This is a genomic window from Streptomyces sp. NBC_00376, from assembly GCF_036077095.1.
Taxonomy (GTDB): domain Bacteria; phylum Actinomycetota; class Actinomycetes; order Streptomycetales; family Streptomycetaceae; genus Streptomyces.
Genome location: NZ_CP107960.1, coordinates 6596945 through 6617532, shown reverse-complemented (window position 1 = coordinate 6617532; position 20588 = coordinate 6596945). Strand labels below are relative to the sequence as shown.

Here is a 20588-nt window from a genome sequence, read left to right as displayed (position 1 = left end):
GGCTCAGCGCCCCCGGCGGGCGCGGTACGCCCCGACGAGCGCGGCGGTCGAGCTGTCCAGCTGCTCGCCCCCCTCGCCCCCGGTGAGCACCGGCTCGATCTTCTTGGCGAGGACCTTGCCCAGCTCGACGCCCCACTGGTCGAAGGAGTCGATGTTCCAGACGGCGCCCTGGACGAAGACCTTGTGCTCGTACAGCGCGATCAGCTGGCCGAGGACGGACGGGGTCAGCCGGTCGGCGAGGATCGTCGTCGTCGGGTGGTTGCCCAGGAAGGTCTTGTGCGGCACCAGTTCCTCGGCGACGCCCTCGGCGCGGACCTCGTCCGGCGTCTTTCCGAAGGCCAGCGCCTGGGTCTGGGCGAAGAAGTTGGCCATCAGCAGATCGTGCTGGGCGACCAGGCCGGGCAGCAGGTCGGCGACCGGCTCGGCGAAGCCGATGAAGTCGGCCGGGATGACCTTGGTGCCCTGGTGGATCAGCTGATAATAGGCGTGCTGTCCGTTGGTGCCGGGGGTGCCCCAGACGACCGGTCCGGTCTGCCAGTCGACCGGATTGCCGTCCCGGTCCACGGACTTGCCGTTGGACTCCATGTCCAGCTGCTGCAAGTACGCGGTGAACTTGGACAGATAGTGGCTGTACGGCAGCACCGCGTGCGACTGGGCGTCGAAGAACGCGCCGTACCAGACGCCCAACAGCCCCAGCAGCATGGGGACGTTGGATTCGGCGGGGGCGGTGCGGAAGTGCTCGTCGACGAGGTGGAAACCGTCGAGCATCTCGCGGAACCGGTCCGGGCCGATGGCGATCATCAGCGAGAGGCCGATGGCGGAGTCGTACGAGTAGCGCCCGCCGACCCAGTCCCAGAACTCGAACATGTTGGCGGTGTCGATGCCGAAGTCCGCGACCTTGCCGGCATTCGTGGACAGCGCCACGAAGTGCTTGGCGACGGCGTCCTGATCGGCCCTCAGACCGGTCAGCAGCCAGTCGCGGGCCGAGGTGGCGTTGGTGATCGTCTCGATCGTGGTGAAGGTCTTCGACGCGATGACGAAGAGCGTCTCGGCCGGGTCGAGATCGCGCACCGCCTCGTGGAGGTCGGCGCCGTCGACGTTCGACACGAAGCGGACGGTGAGGTCGCGGTCCGTGAAGGAGCGCAGCACCTCGTACGCCATGGCCGGGCCGAGGTCGGAGCCGCCGATGCCGATGTTGACGACGTTCTTGATGCGCTTGCCGGTGTGGCCGGTCCACTCCCCCGACCTGACGCGGTCGGAGAACGCCGCCATCCGGTCGAGCACGGCGTGCACACCCGGCACCACGTTCTCGCCGTCGACCTCGATCACCGCGTCGCGCGGGGCACGCAGCGCGGTGTGCAGAACGGCGCGGTCCTCGGTGGTGTTGATCTTCTCGCCGCGGAACATCGCGTCCCGCAGCCCGGCCACCCCGGTGGCCGCGGCGAGCTCGCGCAGCAGCCGAAGCGTCTCGTCGGTGACCAGGTGCTTGGAGTAGTCGACGTACAGATCGCCGACCGTCAGGGTGTATTCGGTGCCGCGCTCCGGATCGTCCGCGAAGAGCTGCCGCAGATGGGTCGTCCCGAACTGCTCGCGGTGCTTGCCCAGAGCTGTCCACTCGGGCGTCTGGTTGAGCCTGGTTCGGCTTCGTGTGTTCATCCCGGAAATCAGCCCAATTCTTCTCGTGCCTGCAGATGCCCCGCTGCACCTACAAACCTAATTGATCAGAAGGGCCGACGAGGCAATGGAGACCTGCGGCACGGCGAAAGCGGTCCGGCCGGACACCCTGTGGGTGCCCGGCCGGACAACTTCTAGATTTCGCCCCGGAGTTTCGCCAGCGCCTCGGCGAGAATGGCCTCGCCGTCCGCGTCGCTGCGCCGCTCGCGTACGTACGCGAGGTGCGTCTTGTACGGCTCGGTGCGCGGCGGGTCCGGCGGGCTGTCCCGGTCCTGGCCGGCCGGGAAGCCGCAGCGCGGGCAGTCCCAAGTCTCCGGTACCTGCGCGTCACTGGCGAAGCTCGGCTGCGTCTCGTGCCCGTTCGAGCACCAGAAGGAGATGCGGAGGCGCGGCGCGGACTCACCGCGCTCGGCCTCCCCCATCGGCCCCGCTCCGACCCGGCTTCCCCGGATCGCGTTGCCACTTGCCACGGTCGTAACTCCCTGCGTGATGGTGCTCGAAGATGCCCCAGTCTACGTAAGGCCCAACGCGCGTCCAGTGAAAGGAGTTACACCATCACCGGGAATCGCGTACGACGGGTCAGTTGTCCAGCTTGATCAGCAGACCAAGCACAACAATGCACGCGAACCATGCCAGACCGACGAACACGGTGATCCGGTCGAGGTTCCGTTCGGCGACCGAGGAGCCGCCGACCGACGACTGCATGCCGCCACCGAACATGTCGGAGAGGCCGCCGCCCTTTCCCTTGTGCATCAGCACCAGCAGCATCAGCAGCAGGCTGAAGACGATCAGGGCGATCTCGAACGCCAAAATCACGGCTGGTCCCTACTTTCCGGAATTCCTCTGGACTGCATGTGCTGATTACGGGGGCCGGGAGGTTACACCCTCCGCGGCCCCCGCAAGGGTACGACGGATCCGCGCTACCGCATACTCACTGGTCGCGGAAGCGGACGATCTTGACGAACTCGTCGGCGTCCAGCGCGGCGCCGCCGACCAGCGCTCCGTCCACGTCGGGCTGCGCCATGATCGCGGCGACATTGCCGGACTTCACCGAGCCGCCGTACTGGATACGGACCGCGTCGGCCAGCTCCTGCGAGTACAGCTCGGCCAGCCGGCCGCGGATCGCACCGCAGACCTCCTGGGCGTCCTCGGGGGTGGCGACCTCACCGGTGCCGATGGCCCAGACCGGCTCGTACGCGATCACGATGGACTCGGCCTGCTCGGCCGGGACGTCCTTCAGACCGCCGTCGAGCTGCGCGAGGGTGTAGGAGACCTGGTCACCGGCCTTGCGGACGTCCAGGCCCTCGCCGATGCAGAGGATCGGGGTCAGGCCGTGCTTGTACGCGGCCTTCACCTTGGCGTTGCAGATCTCGTCGGTCTCGCCGTGGTACTGGCGGCGCTCGCTGTGGCCGACGGCGACGTAGGTGCACCGCAGCTTGGCGAGCATCGGGCCGGAGATCTCACCGGTGTACGCACCGGAGTCGTGCGCCGAGATGTCCTGGGCGCCGTACTTGATCTTCAGCTTGTCGCCCTCGACCAGGGTCTGCACGGAGCGCAGGTCGGTGAAGGGCGGCAGGACGGCGACCTCGACGGCGTCGTAGTCCTTGTCGGTCAGCGCGAAGCCGAGCTTCTGGGTGTGTGCGATGGCCTCGAGGTGGTTGAGGTTCATCTTCCAGTTGCCCGCCATCAGCGGGGTACGAGTGGTCATGAAAGGTCAGTCCTCCAGTGCGGCGAGGCCGGGAAGCGTCTTGCCCTCGAGGTATTCGAGGCTGGCACCGCCACCGGTCGAGATGTGTCCGAATGCGTTCTCGTCGAAGCCCAGGGTGCGGACGGCCGCGGCGGAGTCGCCACCGCCGACGACACTGAAGCCCGAGGAGTCGACGAGGGCCTGGGCGACTGCCCGGGTGCCCTCGGCGTAGTCGGGGTGCTCGAAGACGCCCATCGGGCCGTTCCAGAAGACGGTGGCGGCGTCGGCGAGCTTCGATGCGTACAGCTTGTTGGTCTCGGGGCCGTTGTCCAGGCCCATGAAACCGGCAGGCATGGCGTCCGCGGGCACCGTGCGGTGCTCGGTGGGGGCCTTGCTCTTGAGGTCCGGGAACTGCGCGGAGACCACTACGTCGACGGGGAGCACGAACTCCACGCCCTTGTCCTCGGCGCGCTTGAGGTACTCCAGCACCGCCGGGATCTGGTCCTCCTGGAGCAGCGAGCTGCCGACCTCGTGGCCCTGGGCCTTGAGGAAGGTGTACGCCATGCCGCCGCCGATCAGGATGCGGTCGGCACGCTCCAGGAGGTGGTCGATGACGCCGAGCTTGTCGGAGACCTTGGAGCCGCCGAGCACCACGGCGTACGGGCGCTCGACGTTCTCGGTGAGCTTCTTCAGGACGCCGACCTCGGTGGCGATCAGGTCACCGGCGGCGTGCGGCAGCCGGGCCGGGAGGTCGAAGACCGAGGCGTGCTTGCGGTGCACGGCCCCGAAGCCGTCGCCCACGTAGAGGTCGGCGAGTTCGGCGAGCTGGTCGGCGAACGCGCCGCGCTCGGCGTCGTCCTTGGACGTCTCACCCGGGTTGAAGCGGAGGTTCTCCAGGACGGCGACCTGGCCGTCGGCGAGACCGGCGACCGCGGCGCGGGCGGACTCGCCGACCGTGTCGGTCGCGAACGCCACGTCGGCTCCGATGAGTTCACCGAGACGGGCGGCGGCGGGCGCCAGGGAGAAGGCGGGGTCCGGGGCGCCCTTGGGGCGGCCCAGGTGCGAGGCCACTACGACCCGCGCGCCGGCCGCGACGAGCTTCTCGACGGTCGGCTGGACGGCACGGATCCGGCCGTCGTCGGTGATGGTGGTGCCGCTCAGCGGCACGTTGAGGTCGGCGCGCACGAATACGCGCTTGCCGGTGACCCCTTCGGCGATCAGTTCGTCGATCGTCTTCATCTTGCTGGACTCCTTGGAGGGCGGGAGAGCATGCGACGGGGCCCGAACGGCGCGGCGTTGCGCTGTTCGAGCCCCGTGCTCACATCTTGATGCCTGCCGGTTCGACGGTCAGAGCTGGCTGCCGACGAAGACGGTCAGGTCGACGAGGCGGTTGGAGTAACCCCACTCGTTGTCGTACCAGCCGAGGATCTTCACCGACTTGCCCTCCTGAACCATGGTCAGCGAGGAGTCGAAGGTGCAGGACGCTGGGTCGCCGACGATGTCCGACGACACGATCGGGTCCTCGGTGTAGTACAGGATGCCCTTGAGGTCGCCGTCGTCGGCAGCCTTCTTGAACGCGGCGTTGACCTCGTCCTTGGTGACCTCGCGCTGGAGCTCGACGACCAGGTCGGTGGCCGAGCCGGTCGGGACCGGGACGCGCATGGCGATGCCGTCCAGCTTGCCCTTCAGCTGCGGGAGCACCAGGGCGGTCGCCTTGGCGGCACCGGTGGTGGTCGGGATGATGTTCTCGGCGGCGGCGCGGGCGCGGCGCAGGTCCGAGTGCGGGAAGTCCAGGATGCGCTGGTCGTTGGTGTACGCGTGGACCGTCGTCATGAGGCCCTTGACGATGCCGAAGTTCTCGTCGAGAACCTTGGCCATCGGTGCGACACAGTTGGTCGTGCAGGACGCGTTGGAGATGACGTGGTGGCTGGCCGCGTCGTACTGGTCCTGGTTGACGCCCATCACGATGGTGATGTCCTCGCCCTTGGCCGGAGCCGAGATGAGGACCTTCTTGGCGCCGCCCGCGATGTGCTTCTCGGCATCGGCCTTCTTCGTGAAGATGCCGGTCGACTCGATGACGATGTCGACGCCCAGCTCACCCCAGGGGATGTCGGCCGGGTTGCGCTCGGAGAGAACCTTGATCGTGTGACCATCGACGGTGATGGTGTCGGCGGTGTGGCTGACCTCTGCCTTCAGACGACCCAGGATGGTGTCGTACTTCAGCAGGTGGGCGGTGGTCGCGGTGTCACCCAGGTCGTTGACAGCCACGATCTCGATGTCCGCACCCTGCTCCAGCAGTGCGCGGAAGTAGTTGCGGCCGATGCGACCGAAGCCGTTGATGCCTACGCGGATCGTCACGAACCGATCTCCTCGTTAGGTACGCGGGGTTTTCACCCCGGCGAGTTGTATGAGATGTCCCCGACCGCCTCCGACCCTACCTCTCCGAGGCCCCCGGGGTGACATCGAGCACGGCCGTGAGAAGCGCCGAGGCCCGTACTTCTCGGTAGGAGTACGGGCCTCCGGATACCCGGCCGCGCATGCTGTGACGATTACGGAGCGTCAGCGTCCCTGGGAGCCCCGGGAGTCCGGAATCCGGCCGGATTCCGCGGCCCCGGCGGGTCGGCCCGAGGCGGCTCCGACGGGTCGGCCAGGGGCGGCTCCGACGGCTCCGGCGGCCTCGGCGGGTCAGCCCACCAGGCCGTCGGCGAGCTCCTCGCTGAGGGTGGATTCGGTGCCCGGGATGCCCAGGTCCTGGGCCCGCTTGTCGGCCATCGCCAGCAGCCGGCGGATCCGGCCGGCGACCGCGTCCTTGGTCAGCGGCGGGTCGGCGAGCGCACCCAGCTCCTCCAGGGACGCCTGCTTGTGCTCCATGCGCAGCCGCCCGGCCGCCGCCAGGTGCTCGGGCACCTCCTCGCCCAGGATCTCCAGCGCGCGCCCCACCCGGGCACCCGCGGCGACCGCGGCCCGCGCCGAACGGCGCAGGTTGGCGTCGTCGAAGTTGGCGAGCCGGTTGGCCGTGGCGCGGACCTCGCGGCGCATCCGCCGCTCCTCCCAGGCCAGCACCGCGTCATGGGCGCCGAGCCGGGTGAGCAGCGCGCCGATCGCGTCGCCGTCGCGGACGACGACCCGGTCCACCCCGCGCACCTCGCGGGCCTTGGCCGCGATGGAGAGCCTGCGGGCCGCGCCGACCAGCGCGAGCGCCGCCTCCGGGCCCGGGCAGGTCACCTCCAGCGAGGAGGAGCGGCCCGGCTCGGTGAGCGAGCCATGGGCCAGGAAGGCCCCGCGCCAGGCGGCCTCGGCGTCACAGGTCGCCCCCGAGACCACCTGCGGGGGCAGCCCGCGGATGGGGCGGCCCCTGCCGTCCACCAGGCCGGTCTGGCGGGCCAGCTGGTCGCCGCCCGCCACCACCCGCACGACGAAGCGCGAGCTGCGCCGCAGACCTCCGGGCGCCATCACGATCAGCTCCGAGCTGTGCCCGAAGATTTCGAGAATGTCCCGCTTCAGCCGGCGCGCCGCGTTCCCGGTGTCCAGCTCGGCCTCGATCACGATCCGGCCGCTCACCAGGTGCAGCCCACCCGCGAACCGAAGAATCGCCGAGACTTCTGCCTTCCTGCAGCAGGTCCGGGTCACGGGAAGCCGAGAGATTTCGTCCTTCACCGCGGGCGTCATCGCCATGGGCCGATCCTTCCATGCATCCGAAAAATACGGTCGTACGCGGCGGCCAACAGCTCCGGATCATGGATCGGAACGCCGTCGGGTGAGGCCACCGGCGCCAGCTCGACCGCGGCGCCGAGCCGCTTGGCGGCATCGGCGAGGGACTCACGATCGGGCACAGCGGCTTCGTCGGCCAGCACCACGTCCAGGGCGAGTTTAGGGGCGTGTCGTCCCAAAACCTCCAAATGACGCTGCGGGGAGAAGCCATCAGTTTCACCGGGTTGCGGTGCCAGGTTGAGCGAGAGGACCTTGCGGGCCTTGGTCTCGACGAGCGCGTCGAGCAGTTCGGGGACGAGCAGGTGCGGGATCACCGAGGAGAACCAGGACCCCGGGCCGAGCACCACCCAGTCGGCGTCGAGGACCGCGGCGACGGCCTCGGGGACGGCGGGCGGGTCGTTCGGGACGAGGTGCACGGACTGCACCTCGCCGGGGGTGAGCGCCACGGTGGCCTGTCCGCGCACGGTGTCCACGTCGTCCGGGCGGGCCGGGTCGTGACCCCGGACCAGCGCCTGGAGCTCCAGCGGAACGGCGGACATGGGGAGCACCCGGCCGTGCGCCCCGAGGAGCCTGCCGACCAGGTCGAGGGCCTGGACATGGTCGCCGAGCTGCTCCCAGAGGGCGACGATCAGCAGATTGCCGACCGCGTGCTCGTGCAGGTCGCCCTTGGACTGGAAGCGGTGCTGGATCACCCGGGCCCAGGTCTGGCCCCAGTCGTCGTCACCGCACAGGGCGGCGAGCGCCTTGCGCAGGTCGCCGGGCGGCAGCACGCCGAGCTCCTCGCGGAGCCGGCCGCTGGAGCCGCCGTCGTCGGCGACCGTCACCACGGCGGTGAGGTCGCCGGTGATCCGGCGGAGCGACGCGAGCGAAGCGGACAGCCCCATGCCGCCGCCGAGGGCGACGACCTTGGGCTGTGCGCCGCGTTTGCGGCCGGGGAGCGCGGAGGTGGCTCTGCGCAGCCGCCGCAGGCGCAGATTGCGGCTGGTCACTCGCGCCCCATGTCCCGGTGGACGAGGACGGTCTCGATGCCTTCGGTCGCGAGCCGGGCCGCCAGCTTCTCGGACATGGCGACCGAACGGTGCTTGCCGCCCGTGCAGCCGACGGCGATCGTCACGTAGCGCTTGCCCTCGCGGCGGTATCCGGCGGCGATGAGCTGGAGCAGCTCCGTGTACTGGTTGAGGAATTCCTTGGCACCGGGCTGATCGAAGACGTAGGCGGAGACCTCCTCGTTGAGACCGGTGAACGGGCGCAGCTCGGGGACCCAGTGCGGGTTGGGCAGGAAGCGGCAGTCGACCACCAGGTCGGCGTCGACCGGCAGGCCGTACTTGAAGCCGAACGACATCACTGTGGCGCGCAGCTCCGGCTCCTCCTCGCCGGCGAACTGGGCGTCCATCTTGGCGCGCAGTTCGTGCACGTTGAGGCTGGAGGTGTCGATCACCAGGTCCGCGTCGCCGCGCAGCTCGCGCAGCAGGTCGCGCTCGGCGGCGATGCCGTCGACGATCCGGCCGTCGCCCTGGAGGGGGTGCGGGCGGCGGACCGATTCGAAGCGGCGGACGAGGGCGTCGTCGGAGGACTCCAGGAAGACGATCCGCCGGGTGACGTGCTTGGCCTCCAGGTCGGCGAGGGATTCGCGGAGGTTGTCGAAGAAGCGGCGCCCCCGGACGTCGACGACGACGGCGATCCGCGCCACGTTGCCCTGCGAGCGGGCGCCGAGCTCGACCATGGTGGGGATCAGTGCGGGCGGCAGGTTGTCGACGACGAACCAGCCGAGGTCCTCCAGACACTTGGCCGCCGTGCTGCGCCCGGCGCCCGACATCCCCGAGATGATCACCAGCTCGGGGATGGTCGTGGTCCCGTCGCCCGTCTCGTTCGTGGTGGCCGTACTCACTTGTGCTGCTCCGTCTGCTCGGTCGGTGCCGTCGTGCCCGGCTTCTTGCCCGCGCCCGGCTTCCTGCTCGTTCTCACGCTCGGTCATGTCGTGCTGCCCCCGTCGTCCTCTTCAATGATCTCTCCTGTCGCCGTGTTCACGGCGGGCGCGGCCGGGGCGGCCGACGCGAGGGCGACAGCCACTGATTCCGCCGTTCTGCGGCCTATCCCCGGAACTTCGCAGATCTCGTCGATTGTCGCTTGCTTCAGCTTCTTCACGGAGCCGAAATGCTTGATCAACGCCTGTTTCCGGGTTTCGCCGAGACCGGCGACGGCGTCCAGGGGGCCGGAGCGGATCCGTTTGGCCCGCTTGGCGCGCTGGTAGGTGATCGCGAAGCGGTGGGCCTCGTCACGGACGCGCTGCAGGAGGTAGAGGCCCTCGCTGGAGCGGGGCAGGACGACGGGGTCGTCGTCATCGGGCAACCAGACCTCTTCGAGGCGCTTGGCGAGGCCGCAGACGGCGATGTCGTCGATCCCCAGTTCGTCGAGGGCCCGCTTGGCGGCGGCGACCTGCGGCTGGCCGCCGTCGACCACGACGAGCTGCGGCGGGTAGGCGAACCTCTTGGGGCGCCCGTCGTCCTCACGGGGCTCGGCGTCCGGGTCGGAAGCGGTGGCGTCGGAAGCGGTGGCGCCGGGGTCGGTGGTGTCGTTCTGCGGTGCGGGGACCGGGCCGGTCGGGGCGGGGGTCTCCTCCCACTCCCCCGTACGTTCCTTCTCCTGGAGGTACCGCTTGAAGCGGCGGCCGATGACCTCGTGCATCGACCGGACGTCGTCCTGTCCCTCGAAGCCCTTGATCTGGAAGCGGCGGTACTCGCTCTTGCGGGCGAGGCCGTCCTCGAAGACGACCATGGAGGCGACCACGTCGTCGCCCTGGAGGTGCGAGATGTCGAAGCACTCGATGCGCAGCGGGGCGGTGTCGAGGCCGAGCGCCTCCGCGATCTCCTCCAGGGCGCGGGAGCGGGTGGTCAGGTCGGAGGCGCGCTTGGTCTTGTGCAGCCCCAGGGCCTGCTGGGCGTTGCGCTGGACCGTCGCCATCAGGTCCTTCTTGTCGCCGCGCTGCGGGATGCGCAGGCTGACCTGGGAGCCCCGGCGGCCGGCGAGCCACTGGGAGACCGCGTCCGGGTCCTCGGGCAGGGCCGGGACGAGGACCTCCTTGGGGACCGAGTCGCCCGTCTCCTCGCCGTACAGCTGCTGGAGGGCGTGCTCGACCAGGCCCGAGGTGTCGACGTTCTCGACCTTGTCGGTGACCCAGCCGCGCTGGCCGCGCACCCGGCCGCCGCGCACATGGAAGATCTGGACGGCGGCTTCGAGCTCGTCCTCGGCGACCGCGATCAGGTCGGCGTCGGTGGCGTCGGCCAGCACGACGGCGCTCTTCTCCATGGCCCGCTTGAGGGCCTCCACGTCGTCGCGGAGCCGGGCCGCCCGCTCGTACTCCGTCTCCTCGGCCGCCGCCATCATGTCCTTCTCCAGGCGGCGGATGTACGTACCGGTCCGGCCTGCCATGAAGTCGCAGAAGTCGTCGGCCAGTTCGCGGTGTTCCTCGGGGGTGACGCGGCCCACACAGGGGGCGGAGCACTTGCCGATGTAGCCGAGGAGGCACGGACGGCCGGTCCTGGCGGCGTTCTTGAAGACTCCGGCGGAGCACGTACGCACCGGGAAGACCCGGAGCATGAGGTCGACCGTCTCGCGGATCGCCCAGGCGTGCCCGTACGGACCGAAGTAGCGCACGCCCTTCTTCTTGGCGCCGCGCATCACCTGGACGCGCGGGAACTCCTCGTTGAGCGTGACCGCGAGGTACGGATAGCTCTTGTCGTCGCGGTACTTGACGTTGAACCGGGGGTCGAACTCCTTGATCCAGGAGTACTCCAGCTGGAGGGCCTCGACCTCCGTGGAGACGACCGTCCATTCCACCGAGGCGGCCGTGGTGACCATCGTGCGCGTACGCGGGTGGAGCGCGGCCAGGTCCTGGAAGTAGTTGGCCAGGCGCTGGCGCAGGTTCTTGGCCTTTCCGACGTAGATCACCCGGCGGTGTTCGTCGCGGAATTTGTAGACCCCCGGGGAGTCGGGGATCTGTCCCGGCTTGGGGCGGTAGCTGGAGGGGTCTGCCATGTGTCCCACCCTACTTGCGGGCAGTGACAGTCCGGCCGCCCGGAAGTGGTGCCGTGCTCCGGGGCGCGGATCGCGGGAGCGCGCCCCGGAGCACGGGTCAGTGGGTACGGCTGCCGGTCACGGGTTCTCCCGGTGGCGGCGGTTGCGCAGGACGGTGAGCCCGCCGAGGCCGAGCACCACGAGGGCGCCCGCTCCGGCGGCGGCCGAGGTGGCGGCCTGCGCGGTGCCGGACGCCGTGCTCGCCGCGACCGTCCGGGGCTCCTGGCCGGCGGGGGCGGAGGCAGGGGCGGCGGGCGGGGAGTAGCCGCCCGCCTTGCCGGAGCGGGCGTATGCGGAGCCGGGGAGCTTGTCGCCGTACGCCTCCCGTACCCGGGTGCGGTAGGCGGCCAGTGTGGTGCCGCTGGCACCGACCGCGCGGACCGCGTCCTGGTCCAGCGGGAGCACCTTCGTCCCCTTCCGGACGTACCAGGCGTCCACCTGCGGCTCACGGAACACCGTCCCGCCGGGGAGTTTGCGGGCGCCGGCGGCCGCATACCTCGTCTCGTCGTCGCCGGTGGCGATGTTCACCACCTGCCAGCCGCTCTCCTTCCCTTCCTTCGGAAGGGTCCACAGGGACGCCTTCTGGCCGTCCGAGGAGACGGCCGTGGTGGCGAGGTAGTCCAGCCTGGCGACGGGCGCGCCCGGCTTCCCGGCCACGAAGTCCGGGTCGAGGGTATGCACGGGGACGGCGGCGCCCTCGATGCGCGGTGCCGCCGCCGACCTGGTGACCGCGCCCTCGCGGGCGAAGAACCGGGCCAGGGTGTCCAGGGTCGCGGGTTCGGTGGCGGCCTGCCGGGCAGCCGCCAGGGCGGACGGGCCGGCGGTGGGTCCGGTGGCGGCGGCCGCCCCGGGGGCCGCGACGGTGAGCAGGGCGGCGCCGGTAAGGATGCCGGTCGCGGCCAGGGCGGCGGCCGTGGACCGGGCGGTGCATGCGGTCCTGCGGATCATCTCGTCACGCCCCGATCCGGTAGAGGGAGTGGGTCCAGGAGAACTCGTCGTTGTTCACGTACCAGGCGTGCGAGGCCCAGTTGTAGCGGTTGCTGGAGGGCCAGGGATCGCCCCAGTAGACCCAGCTGCCGGAGTCGTCGTACCCGTACAGGACATGCATGTGGCCACCGCCCGACGACCACTGGATGCGGGTCTCCACGGGGCGGCCCGCGGCGATCTCGGCCTGAACGGTGGGATAGCGCAGCCAGCCGGTGACGTACGAACCGGGGTTGACACCGGCCCAGTACAGGCCGTCCTGGACATTGCCCAGCGTGGCCTGCGAGTTGGGGCACTCGTAGCCCTGCGCACGGCCGAAGGCGGCGTTGCAGAACTGGTTCTGCGAGTAGTTGCGGCCGAACCAGGTGGCGATGGTGTTGCCGGATGCCGCCCAGCACCAGTTGGTCTTCTGCTGGGCCTGCATGGTGATGTTCAGCCGCTGTGTCGCGGCGAGCCCGGTGACGGCCGGGCCGGTCGTGGTTGTGGCCGTGGTCGTGGCCGACGCCGGGACCGGGGCCGCCGAGGCGGTCGCCGTCGGCACGGCGAGGAGCACGGCGGCCAGGGCGGCCAGGGCCGGGAGCCGTCCTGTTCGGATTCTTCGGATACGCATGACGTTCCTCCCGAGGCGGGGGGTGTGGGATCACAGGAGCGCGTCCGGACGCTGCCCGAGGAGCATCAACCGTTGTCGGGGACGGGTCAACACGCTTCAATGCGGGGGAACATCGCGGTGTGAACGGCGTGGCGGATACGTGAACGGCCCTGCCCCGGCCACCTGCGGCGCCGCCCCCCGCCGACGCGCTCCCCCCACACCGCGTCGTGAACGTTCACCTGGAGGACCTCATGCGGCACACCGAGGCCGAACTGGCACAGGTGCTGCACACCGGCCCGTTCCATCTGGCCCTGCGCACCGCGCTCTCGGTGCGCGGGCTGCCGCTCCAGCGGGTGCAGCACCATCTCGCGCACCGCGGGGTCAAGGTCGGGGTGACGAGCCTGAGTTACTGGCAGCAGGGGGCCAGGCGCCCGCAGCGCGCCGAGTCCCTGCGGGCCGTGAAGGCGCTGGAGGAAGTGCTGGAGTTGCCGGGGAACTCGCTGCTCCGGCTGCTGGGAAGCGGGAACGCGCGCCCGGAGGCCGACCGTCCGGCCGCGCGTTCGTACCGTTCGCTGATGGAGTCGTCCGGCGCCGTGGAACGGCTGCTCGCCGGCATGGGGTCACCGGTGGACGGCGGACTGCACACGGTGGGCCATCACGAGCGGGTACGGATCGGTCCCGGCCGGGAGCTGCGGCGGCGCGATTCGCAGCATGTGGTGCGTGCCCACCGGGACGACATCGACCGCTACCTCGCCGTCCACCGTGGCGATCCGGGCTGCGACCCGGCGCGGGTGACGGTGGCGGCCGGGGAGAACTGCCGGACGGGGCGGGTCCGCTGGGACCGCGGGACCGGGGTGCTCGTCGCGGAGCTGCTCTTCGACACCCGGCTGAGGGCGGGCGACACCTACCTCTTCGGCTACGGCTTCGACGACGGCACGGGAGGGCCGAGCGGCGAGTACGTGCGGGGGTTCAGCTTCGGCGGCGGGCAGTACGTGCTCCAGGTGGCCTTCGACGAGGCCGCGCTGCCGGTACGGTGCCGGCGCTTCGCCCAGGTCTCGGCGGGGGCGCCTCGCGGCGCCCGCACGGACCTCACGCTGACGGGCAGGCACCGGACCGTTCACCTGGTGGAGCAGGGGGTACGGCCCGGTCTGGTCGGCATCGACTGGGACTGGGAGTGAGCCCGTCCCCGGCCGTTGTCTCTCCGACCGCTGCCTTCCCGGACGGTGTCAGGCGTCGGGGCCCGCGATCAGCTTTCCGCCCTCGACCCTGACCGGGACGGCGGGCAGCGGTGCGGTCGCCGGACCGCGCATCGCCTTACCGGTCGTCGTGTCGAAGTGGCTGCCGTGACAGGGGCACTTCCCCACGTTGTCCTCGACCTTGTCCAGCAGGCAGCCCGCGTGGGTGCACTGGGCGCTGAACGCCTTGTACTGGCCCTTGGCCGGGCAGTTCACGATGACCCGCTCGTTGCGGAAGAGCTTGGATCCGCCGACCGGAATCTCGTCCGGCGCGCCAAGCTCGACGGGAGCGGTCGGCGTCGGCGTCTCGGCATGGCCGAGCTTCGATTCGGTCGAGCAGGCGGCCACTCCCAGCCCGGCGGCGCCGGCGAGAGCGGCACCCTTCAGCACGGTACGGCGGGCGGCGGGCTGGCCGGACATGCGGTCTCCACTGGTCGTAGGGGTGGATGGGCACCGGGCGCGACTGCAGCGCCGCGGGTACCAGGAGTACCGCGGGCATCACAGCTGTCGGAGCCATCGGTCCCATCGGTGACAGAAGCGACGATACCGGCGGAGACGGACGGCCCTGCGGCCGGGCCGCCCGAGGCCGATCGTCCCTGGTCAGCGGCCCGGCTGTGGCGGTGAACAGGCCCTGGCGGTGAGCAGGGCGTGGCAGTGGACAGGGCGGCGGCCCCCGGGGATCCGGGAGCCGCCGCCCTGTTCCGCCGGAGGCGTCAGGCCTTGCGCGCGCGGGTCGCCTTCTTCGCCGCAGCCGTCTTCGCGGTCCCGTCCGTGCTCGTCCGGGCCGTGGCCGTCTTCCTGGCCGGGGCCGACTTCGCGGCGACCGCCTTCTTCACGGCCGCCTTCCGCATCGGCTTGCGGGCCGCGGGCACCGCGGCCTCGCTCACCCGCTCCGGGTCCAGGATGCCCTGGAGGAACTTGCCGGTGTGGCTGGCCGGAACCCCGGCGACCTCCTCCGGAGTGCCCTCGGCGATGACCAGACCGCCGCCGCTGCCCCCTTCGGGACCCATGTCGATGACCCAGTCCGCGGTCTTGATCACATCGAGGTTGTGCTCGATGACGATCACCGAGTTGCCCTTGTCGACCAGCCCGGAGAGCACCTTGATGAGCTTGCTGATGTCCTCGAAGTGCAGACCCGTGGTCGGCTCGTCCAGGACATAGACCGTACGGCCGGTGGAGCGCTTCTGCAGCTCGCTGGCGAGCTTCACGCGCTGCGCCTCACCGCCGGAGAGCGTCGGCGCGGACTGGCCGAGCCGCACGTATCCGAGGCCCACCTCGTTGAGCGTGCGCAGGTGGCGGGCGATCGTCGGGACGGCCTCGAAGAACTCCAGGCCCTCCTCGATCGGCATGTCCAGTACCTCGGCGATGGACTTGCCCTTGTAGTGGACCTCCAGGGTCTCCCGGTTGTAGCGCGCTCCGTGGCAGACCTCGCACGGGACGTACACGTCCGGCAGGAAGTTCATCTCGATCTTGATGGTGCCGTCGCCGGAGCAGTTCTCGCAGCGGCCGCCCTTGACGTTGAAGGAGAAGCGGCCCGGCAGATAGCCGCGCACCTTCGCCTCCATTGTCTCCGCGAACAGCTTGCGGACATGGTCGAAGACGCCGGTGTACGTGGCCGGGTTGGACCGGGGCGTGCGGCCGATGGGCGACTGGTCGACGTGCACCACCTTGTCGACCAGGTCGTCGCCGTCGACCCGGGTGTGCCGGCCGGGGACCGACTTGGCGCCGTTCAGCTCGCGCGCCAGGTGGGTGTAGAGGATGTCGTTGACCAGCGTCGACTTCCCCGAACCCGAGACGCCCGTGACGGCCGTGAGCAGGCCGAGCGGGAAGGAGACGTCGATGTCCTGGAGGTTGTTCTCCCGGGCTCCGTGCACCGTGAGCCTGCGCTGCGGGTCGACGGGGCGCCGGACGTCGGGCATCGGGATCTGCTTCTTGCCGGTCAGATACTGACCGGTGATCGACTCGCCGTTGGCCAGCAGTTCCTTGAGCGATCCGGAGTGGACCACCTTGCCGCCGTGCTCACCGGCGCCGGGGCCGATGTCGACGACCCAGTCGGCGACCTTGATGGTGTCCTCGTCGTGCTCGACGACGATGAGCGTGTTGCCCATGTCGCGGAGCCGGACCAGGGTCTCGATCAGCCGGTGGTTGTCCCGCTGGTGCAGGCCGATGGACGGTTCGTCCAGCACGTACAGCACGCCGACCAGGCCGGAGCCGATCTGGGTGGCGAGGCGGATGCGCTGGGCCTCGCCGCCGGACAGGGTGCCTGCCGCACGGTTGAGCGAGAGGTAGTCGAGGCCGACGTCGACGAGGAACTTCAGCCGCTCGTTGACCTCCTTCAGCACCCGCTCGGCGATCTTCTTGTCGCGGGCGTTGAGCTTCATCCGGCCGAGGAACTCGGCGCATTCGCTGATCGACATGGCGGCGACCTCGGCGATGGACCTCTCCATCACCGTCACCGCGAGGACGATCGGCTTGAGCCTGGTGCCCTCACAGGTCGGACAGGGCACCTCGCGCATGTAGCCCTCGAAGCGCTCCCGGCTGGAGTCGCTCTCGGCGTCGGAGTGCCGGCGCTTGACGAACTGCACCGCGCCCTCGAAGGCGGGGGTGGTGTACGCGCGCTCCCGCCCGTAGCGGTTGCGGTAGCGGACCTCGGTCTGGATCTTGTGGCCGTGGAGCAGGGCCTTCTTGGCGCGCTGCGGCAGCCCTGCCCAGGGGATGTCCGTACGGAATCCGAGAGCGTCGGCGAGGGCGTTGATCTGCCGGCCGAAGTACTCCTTGGTGTGGCCGTGCGACCAGGGGTGGATCGCCCCCTCGTCGAGCGACTTCTCCTCGTCCGGGACGATCAGCTCCGGGTCGACCTCCATCCGCGTACCGATACCCGTGCAGTCCGGGCAGGCGCCGAAGGGCGAGTTGAAGGAGAAGGAGCGCGGTTCGAGCTCCTCGAAGGAGAGGTCGTCGTACGGGCAGTAGAGGTGCTCGGAGTACATCCGCTCGCGCTCGGGGTCGTCCTCGGGGAGGTCGACGAAGTCGAGCACGACCATGCCGCCGGAGAGCCCGAGCGCGGTCTCGACCGAGTCGGTCAGCCGACGCTTGGCGCTGTCCTTCACCGTGAGGCGGTCGATGACCACCTCGATGGTGTGCTTCTCCTGCTTCTTCAGCTTGGGCGGCTCGGAGAGCTGGATGGTCTCGCCGTCGACCCGGGCCCTGCTGTAGCCCTTTGTCTGCAGATCGGCGAAGAGGTCGACGAACTCGCCCTTGCGCTCGCGCACCAGCGGCGAGAGCACCTGGAAACGGCTGCCCTCGGGCAGGCCGAGCACCTTGTCGACGATCGCCTGCGGCGACTGGCGGGAGATGGGCCGGCGGCACTCCGGGCAGTGCGGCTTGCCGATCCGGGCGAAGAGCAGCCGGAGGTAGTCGTAGACCTCGGTGATGGTGCCGACCGTCGAGCGCGGGTTGCGCGAGGTCGACTTCTGGTCGATGGAGACGGCGGGCGAGAGGCCCTCGATGAAGTCGACGTCCGGCTTGTCCATCTGACCGAGGAACTGGCGGGCGTACGAGGAGAGGGACTCCACGTAGCGCCGCTGGCCCTCGGCGAAGATCGTGTCGAACGCAAGGGACGACTTGCCCGACCCGGAGAGCCCGGTGAAGACGATGAGGGAGTCGCGCGGGAGGTCGAGCGAGACGTTCTTGAGGTTGTGCTCGCGAGCGCCACGGACGATGAGACGGTCGGCCACGCCGGTCCGCACCTTTCTGGAGAGAGATGGGGGAACTGAGCCCCTGTCCCAGGGTATGGGGGGCGCCACAGCGGTGTACGAAGCTTTCGACTCCGAGCGTATAGCACGCACATTCGATTTACGGACGGCCATGGACTCCTTCACCCGAACGAGTGGCGAGGCTAGGCTCGGCCTCATGATTGATCATGCGCGCGACCTGGACGCCGTACGTGAAGCAACCGATCGACTGCTCAGCGCCACCGGGAAACTGGACGCTGCCGCGCTCGCCCGACCGTCGCGATTGCCGGGCTGGAGCCGGGGCCATGTTCTTGCGCACCTCTCTCGTAACGCCGACGCGCTCGTAAATGTTCTCCAGGGCCGTCCCATGTACGCAGACAGCGAAACCCGCGACCGCGACATCGAGCGCGACGCACCCCGGCCGCCGGCCGAGCAGCTGGCCGATCTGGCCGGGAGCGCGGACCGCCTCGGGGCCGCCGCGGCGGTCCCGGCCGACTGGTCCCGCACGGTCACCCTGCGCAACGGCGTGACGGACTCCGCCTCCCGTATCCCGTTCCGCCGCCGGGTCGAGGTCGAGCTGCACCATGTCGACCTGGGCATCGGCTACGAGCTGGAGGACCTGCCGGAGGATTTCGTCTCCCGCGAGATCGACTTCCTCGCCGAGCGGTTCGACGGGCACCCCGATGTCGTGTCCACGAGGATGACCGCCGACGGGGGCCCGGTGCGGACGACCGGCGGCGGCGCGGAGGGCGGCCCGGTCACGGTCCGCGGCACGGCGCCCGAGCTGCTCGGCTGGCTCAGCGGGCGCCGGGACGGCTCGGCGCTGACCGTCGAAGGCGGCCCGCTTCCCGTCCTGCCCCCGCTATAGGCTGAGACGTATGACGTACAGCGGAGCGGTCAAGGTCGGCGGGCGTGCGGATGTGCACGAGCTGACGGATCTGATGATCTCCAAGGTCGCCGTCGGCCCGATGAACAACAACGCCTATCTGCTGCGCTGCCGGGCCACCGGTGAGCAGCTCCTGATCGACGCGGCCGCCGAGGCCGGGACGCTGCTGCGGCTGATCGGTGACGACGGCATCGCGTCCGTCGTCACCACCCATCGGCACGGCGACCACTGGCAGGCACTGGGTGAGGTGGTGGCGGCCACCGGAGCACGCACCTACGCGGGGCGGTACGACGCCGAGGGCATCCCGGTCCCGACCGATGTCCTCGTCGACGACGGCGGCACGGTCCGTGTGGGTGAGGTCTCCCTGACCGCCCGGCACCTCGTGGGCCACACCCCGGGCTCCATCGCGCTGGTCTACGACGACCCGCACGGCGCCCCGCACCTGTTCACCGGGGACTGCCTCTTCCCCGGCGGGGTCGGCAATACGCACAAGGACCCCGAGGCCTTCGCGAGCCTGCTCCACGACGTGGAGACCAAGCTCTTCGACCAGCTGCCCGACGAGACCTGGGTCTATCCGGGCCACGGCCACGACACCACGCTCGGCGACGAGCGTCCGCAGCTGCCGCAGTGGCGCGCCCGCGGCTGGTGAAGACGGCGGCCACTGGCCGGACCTCCTCGTGACAACACCGGCCGGGGCGGGCAACTTGCCGTTGCCCGCCCCGGCCGGTGCCGGTTCCCGTCCGTGCCGGACGGCCGCGCCGGGCCGTCCGCCGCGGTCAGGCGTCGATGCCCGCGCCCTTGTCGGCGCCCGGCACCTTGTCGGCGGGTTCGCCGGACTCCGCCAGGGTCTGCTTCTTGTTGGCGATGAGGCTGGTGATCGTGGTGATCACCAGAACGCCGCAGATGACGCCGAGCGAGACCGGGATGGAGATCTCGGGGACGTGCACCCCGGACTCGTGCAGTGCGTGCAGCACCAGCTTCACCCCGATGAAGCCGAGGATGACCGAGAGTCCGTAGCTGAGGTGGACCAGCTTCTTCAGCAGCCCGCCGATCAGGAAGTACAGCTGCCGCAGCCCCATCAGGGCGAAGGCGTTGGCGGTGAAGACGATGTACGGGTCCTGGGTCAGACCGAAGATCGCGGGGATGGAGTCCAGGGCGAACAGCACATCGGTGGTGCCGATGGCGAGCATGACGACCATCAGCGGGGTCAGGACGCGCTTGCCGTTGTTCCGGATGAAGAGCTTGGTGCCGTGGTAGCGGTCGGCCACCCCGAAGCGGCGCTCGATCGTCTTGAGGAGGCGGTTCTCCTCGAACTCCTCCTCTTCCTCACCGGCCCGTGCCTCCTGGATGAGCTTCCAGGCGGTGTAGATCAGGAAGGCGCCGAAGATGTAGAAGACCCACGAGAAGTTGGCGATCACTGCGGCACCGGCGGCGATGAAGATCGCCCGCAGCACCAGCGCGATCAGCACACCGACCAGCAGCACCCGCTGCTGGAGGTGCGAGGGCACCGAGAACTTCGCCATGATCAGGACGAAGACGAAGAGGTTGTCGACACTCAGCGACTTCTCGGTGATGAAGCCGGCGAAGAACTCGCCCGCGGCCTGGCTCTCACCGAAGACCAGCAGGCCGAGCCCGAAGAGGGCGGCCAGCGCGATCCAGACGATCGTCCAGATCCCGGCTTCCTTGGTCGTCACGTCATGGGGCTTGCGCCCGATGAAGAAGTCGACGGCGATAAGGGCTGACAGACCAAGAATGGTCAGCACCCAGAGGGTCCATGAAACGTCCACTGCGCCTCCGGCAGTTCGCTACGGCTACTGATCAGCGTCGTCGCTGCCGGAGGTCTCTTCCACCCGGGCACGCGGGCTGCGCGCACGGGCCGGCGCCCCGGGACCGGTCACGGTCCGTATTGACGGGTACGCCGCGTATGGGAGTACTCCCCTCCGCCCAAAGAACAGTACAGGGAATACCAAGGAAAGGTAAAGGGGAGGGTAAAGATCTTCCAAAAGCGCTGGTCAGG

General features: G+C 69.8%; 18 protein-coding genes. 3 read left to right on the top strand and 15 right to left on the bottom strand.

Annotation, left to right across the window (positions count from 1 at the left end):
* Positions 1 to 3: 3 nt before the first annotated feature.
* The 12 genes from pgi to OG842_RS29785 all read right to left on the bottom strand — a co-directional run bounded on the left by pgi (position 4) and on the right by OG842_RS29785 (position 12740).
* Positions 4 to 1656: a glucose-6-phosphate isomerase gene (pgi, locus tag OG842_RS29840; protein ID WP_266736495.1), complete on the bottom strand. Its 1653-nt coding sequence runs from the start codon at positions 1654 to 1656 to the stop codon at positions 4 to 6.
* Positions 1657 to 1808: 152 nt separating this feature from the next.
* Entirely contained in the window at positions 1809 to 2144 is a 336-nt protein-coding gene (locus OG842_RS29835; RefSeq protein WP_072483070.1) for an RNA polymerase-binding protein RbpA, read from the bottom strand.
* A gap of 109 nt (positions 2145 to 2253) precedes the next feature.
* Positions 2254 to 2490 carry a preprotein translocase subunit SecG gene (gene secG / locus OG842_RS29830; RefSeq protein ID WP_266736497.1) on the bottom strand — a complete coding sequence of 79 codons (237 nt, stop codon included), beginning with the start codon at positions 2488 to 2490 and terminating at the stop codon, positions 2254 to 2256.
* Between the two features lie 115 nt (positions 2491 to 2605).
* Positions 2606 to 3382 (bottom strand): triose-phosphate isomerase, encoded by a 777-nt coding sequence (gene tpiA / locus OG842_RS29825; RefSeq protein ID WP_266736498.1) that lies wholly within the window; start codon positions 3380 to 3382, stop codon positions 2606 to 2608.
* Between the two features lie 6 nt (positions 3383 to 3388).
* Positions 3389 to 4600 carry a phosphoglycerate kinase gene (locus OG842_RS29820; protein ID WP_266736500.1) on the bottom strand — a complete coding sequence of 404 codons (1212 nt, stop codon included), beginning with the start codon at positions 4598 to 4600 and terminating at the stop codon, positions 3389 to 3391.
* A 108-nt stretch (positions 4601 to 4708) separates the two neighbouring features.
* Positions 4709 to 5719, bottom strand: a complete 1011-nt coding sequence (gene gap / locus OG842_RS29815; RefSeq protein WP_266736502.1) for a type I glyceraldehyde-3-phosphate dehydrogenase — start codon at positions 5717 to 5719, stop codon at positions 4709 to 4711.
* A 327-nt stretch (positions 5720 to 6046) separates the two neighbouring features.
* Positions 6047 to 7036, bottom strand: coding sequence for a DNA-binding protein WhiA (gene whiA, locus OG842_RS29810; protein ID WP_266736503.1), 990 nt, complete (start codon positions 7034 to 7036; stop codon positions 6047 to 6049).
* Complete coding sequence (locus OG842_RS29805; RefSeq protein ID WP_266736504.1) at positions 7027 to 8061, bottom strand: gluconeogenesis factor YvcK family protein; 1035 nt, start codon at positions 8059 to 8061, stop codon at positions 7027 to 7029. The genes whiA and OG842_RS29805 overlap by 10 nt, the downstream gene beginning before the upstream one ends.
* Positions 8058 to 9047, bottom strand: coding sequence for an RNase adapter RapZ (rapZ, locus tag OG842_RS29800; RefSeq protein WP_266736505.1), 990 nt, complete (start codon positions 9045 to 9047; stop codon positions 8058 to 8060). The genes OG842_RS29805 and rapZ overlap by 4 nt, the downstream gene beginning before the upstream one ends.
* Positions 9044 to 11107 carry an excinuclease ABC subunit UvrC gene (gene uvrC / locus OG842_RS29795; protein WP_266736507.1) on the bottom strand — a complete coding sequence of 688 codons (2064 nt, stop codon included), beginning with the start codon at positions 11105 to 11107 and terminating at the stop codon, positions 9044 to 9046. The genes rapZ and uvrC overlap by 4 nt, the downstream gene beginning before the upstream one ends.
* A gap of 117 nt (positions 11108 to 11224) precedes the next feature.
* Entirely contained in the window at positions 11225 to 12094 is an 870-nt protein-coding gene (locus OG842_RS29790) for a hypothetical protein (protein WP_266736508.1), read from the bottom strand.
* A 4-nt stretch (positions 12095 to 12098) separates the two neighbouring features.
* A complete protein-coding gene (locus OG842_RS29785; protein WP_266736510.1) occupies positions 12099 to 12740 on the bottom strand; it encodes a papain-like cysteine protease family protein in 642 nt (213 codons plus the stop codon).
* A 230-nt stretch (positions 12741 to 12970) separates the two neighbouring features.
* Here OG842_RS29785 and OG842_RS29780 point away from each other — a divergent pair, with 230 nt between their 5' ends.
* On the top strand, positions 12971 to 13897 hold the full coding sequence (locus OG842_RS29780; protein WP_266737353.1) for a hypothetical protein: 927 nt from the start codon (positions 12971 to 12973) through the stop codon (positions 13895 to 13897).
* Positions 13898 to 13945: 48 nt separating this feature from the next.
* Here the strand turns inward: OG842_RS29780 and OG842_RS29775 are convergent, their stop codons facing one another.
* Positions 13946 to 14374: a Rieske (2Fe-2S) protein gene (locus OG842_RS29775; RefSeq protein WP_266736511.1), complete on the bottom strand. Its 429-nt coding sequence runs from the start codon at positions 14372 to 14374 to the stop codon at positions 13946 to 13948.
* A 293-nt stretch (positions 14375 to 14667) separates the two neighbouring features.
* The gene (uvrA, locus tag OG842_RS29770) at positions 14668 to 17688 is read right to left on the bottom strand and encodes an excinuclease ABC subunit UvrA (RefSeq protein ID WP_266736513.1); all 3021 of its coding nucleotides are present in this window, start codon (positions 17686 to 17688) and stop codon (positions 14668 to 14670) included.
* A 175-nt stretch (positions 17689 to 17863) separates the two neighbouring features.
* Between uvrA and OG842_RS29765 the strand changes: the two genes are divergently transcribed.
* Positions 17864 to 18553: a maleylpyruvate isomerase family mycothiol-dependent enzyme gene (locus OG842_RS29765; RefSeq protein ID WP_266736514.1), complete on the top strand. Its 690-nt coding sequence runs from the start codon at positions 17864 to 17866 to the stop codon at positions 18551 to 18553.
* A 10-nt stretch (positions 18554 to 18563) separates the two neighbouring features.
* A complete protein-coding gene (locus OG842_RS29760) occupies positions 18564 to 19220 on the top strand; it encodes an MBL fold metallo-hydrolase (protein WP_266736516.1) in 657 nt (218 codons plus the stop codon).
* A gap of 127 nt (positions 19221 to 19347) precedes the next feature.
* On the opposite strand, the gene OG842_RS29755 is transcribed toward OG842_RS29760, so the two are convergent.
* Positions 19348 to 20358 (bottom strand): TerC family protein, encoded by a 1011-nt coding sequence (locus tag OG842_RS29755; RefSeq protein ID WP_266736518.1) that lies wholly within the window; start codon positions 20356 to 20358, stop codon positions 19348 to 19350.
* Positions 20359 to 20588: the final 230 nt, after the last annotated feature.

Bases quoted from the DNA above. Each gene is read 5' to 3' on its own strand.
- OG842_RS29760 (WP_266736516.1), top strand. From the start codon at position 18,564: ATGACGTACAGCGGAGCGGTCAAGGTCGGCGGGCGTGCGGATGTGCAC.
- pgi (WP_266736495.1), bottom strand. From the start codon at position 1,656: ATGAACACACGAAGCCGAACCAGGCTCAACCAGACGCCCGAGTGGACA.
- tpiA (WP_266736498.1), bottom strand. From the start codon at position 3,382: ATGACCACTCGTACCCCGCTGATGGCGGGCAACTGGAAGATGAACCTC.
- OG842_RS29765 (WP_266736514.1), top strand. From the start codon at position 17,864: ATGATTGATCATGCGCGCGACCTGGACGCCGTACGTGAAGCAACCGAT.
- OG842_RS29820 (WP_266736500.1), bottom strand. From the start codon at position 4,600: ATGAAGACGATCGACGAACTGATCGCCGAAGGGGTCACCGGCAAGCGC.
- OG842_RS29790 (WP_266736508.1), bottom strand. From the start codon at position 12,094: ATGATCCGCAGGACCGCATGCACCGCCCGGTCCACGGCCGCCGCCCTG.
- uvrC (WP_266736507.1), bottom strand. From the start codon at position 11,107: ATGGCAGACCCCTCCAGCTACCGCCCCAAGCCGGGACAGATCCCCGAC.
- whiA (WP_266736503.1), bottom strand. From the start codon at position 7,036: ATGGCGATGACGCCCGCGGTGAAGGACGAAATCTCTCGGCTTCCCGTG.
- OG842_RS29775 (WP_266736511.1), bottom strand. From the start codon at position 14,374: ATGTCCGGCCAGCCCGCCGCCCGCCGTACCGTGCTGAAGGGTGCCGCT.
- OG842_RS29780 (WP_266737353.1), top strand. From the start codon at position 12,971: ATGCGGCACACCGAGGCCGAACTGGCACAGGTGCTGCACACCGGCCCG.
- OG842_RS29785 (WP_266736510.1), bottom strand. From the start codon at position 12,740: ATGCGTATCCGAAGAATCCGAACAGGACGGCTCCCGGCCCTGGCCGCC.
- rapZ (WP_266736505.1), bottom strand. From the start codon at position 9,047: ATGACCGAGCGTGAGAACGAGCAGGAAGCCGGGCGCGGGCAAGAAGCC.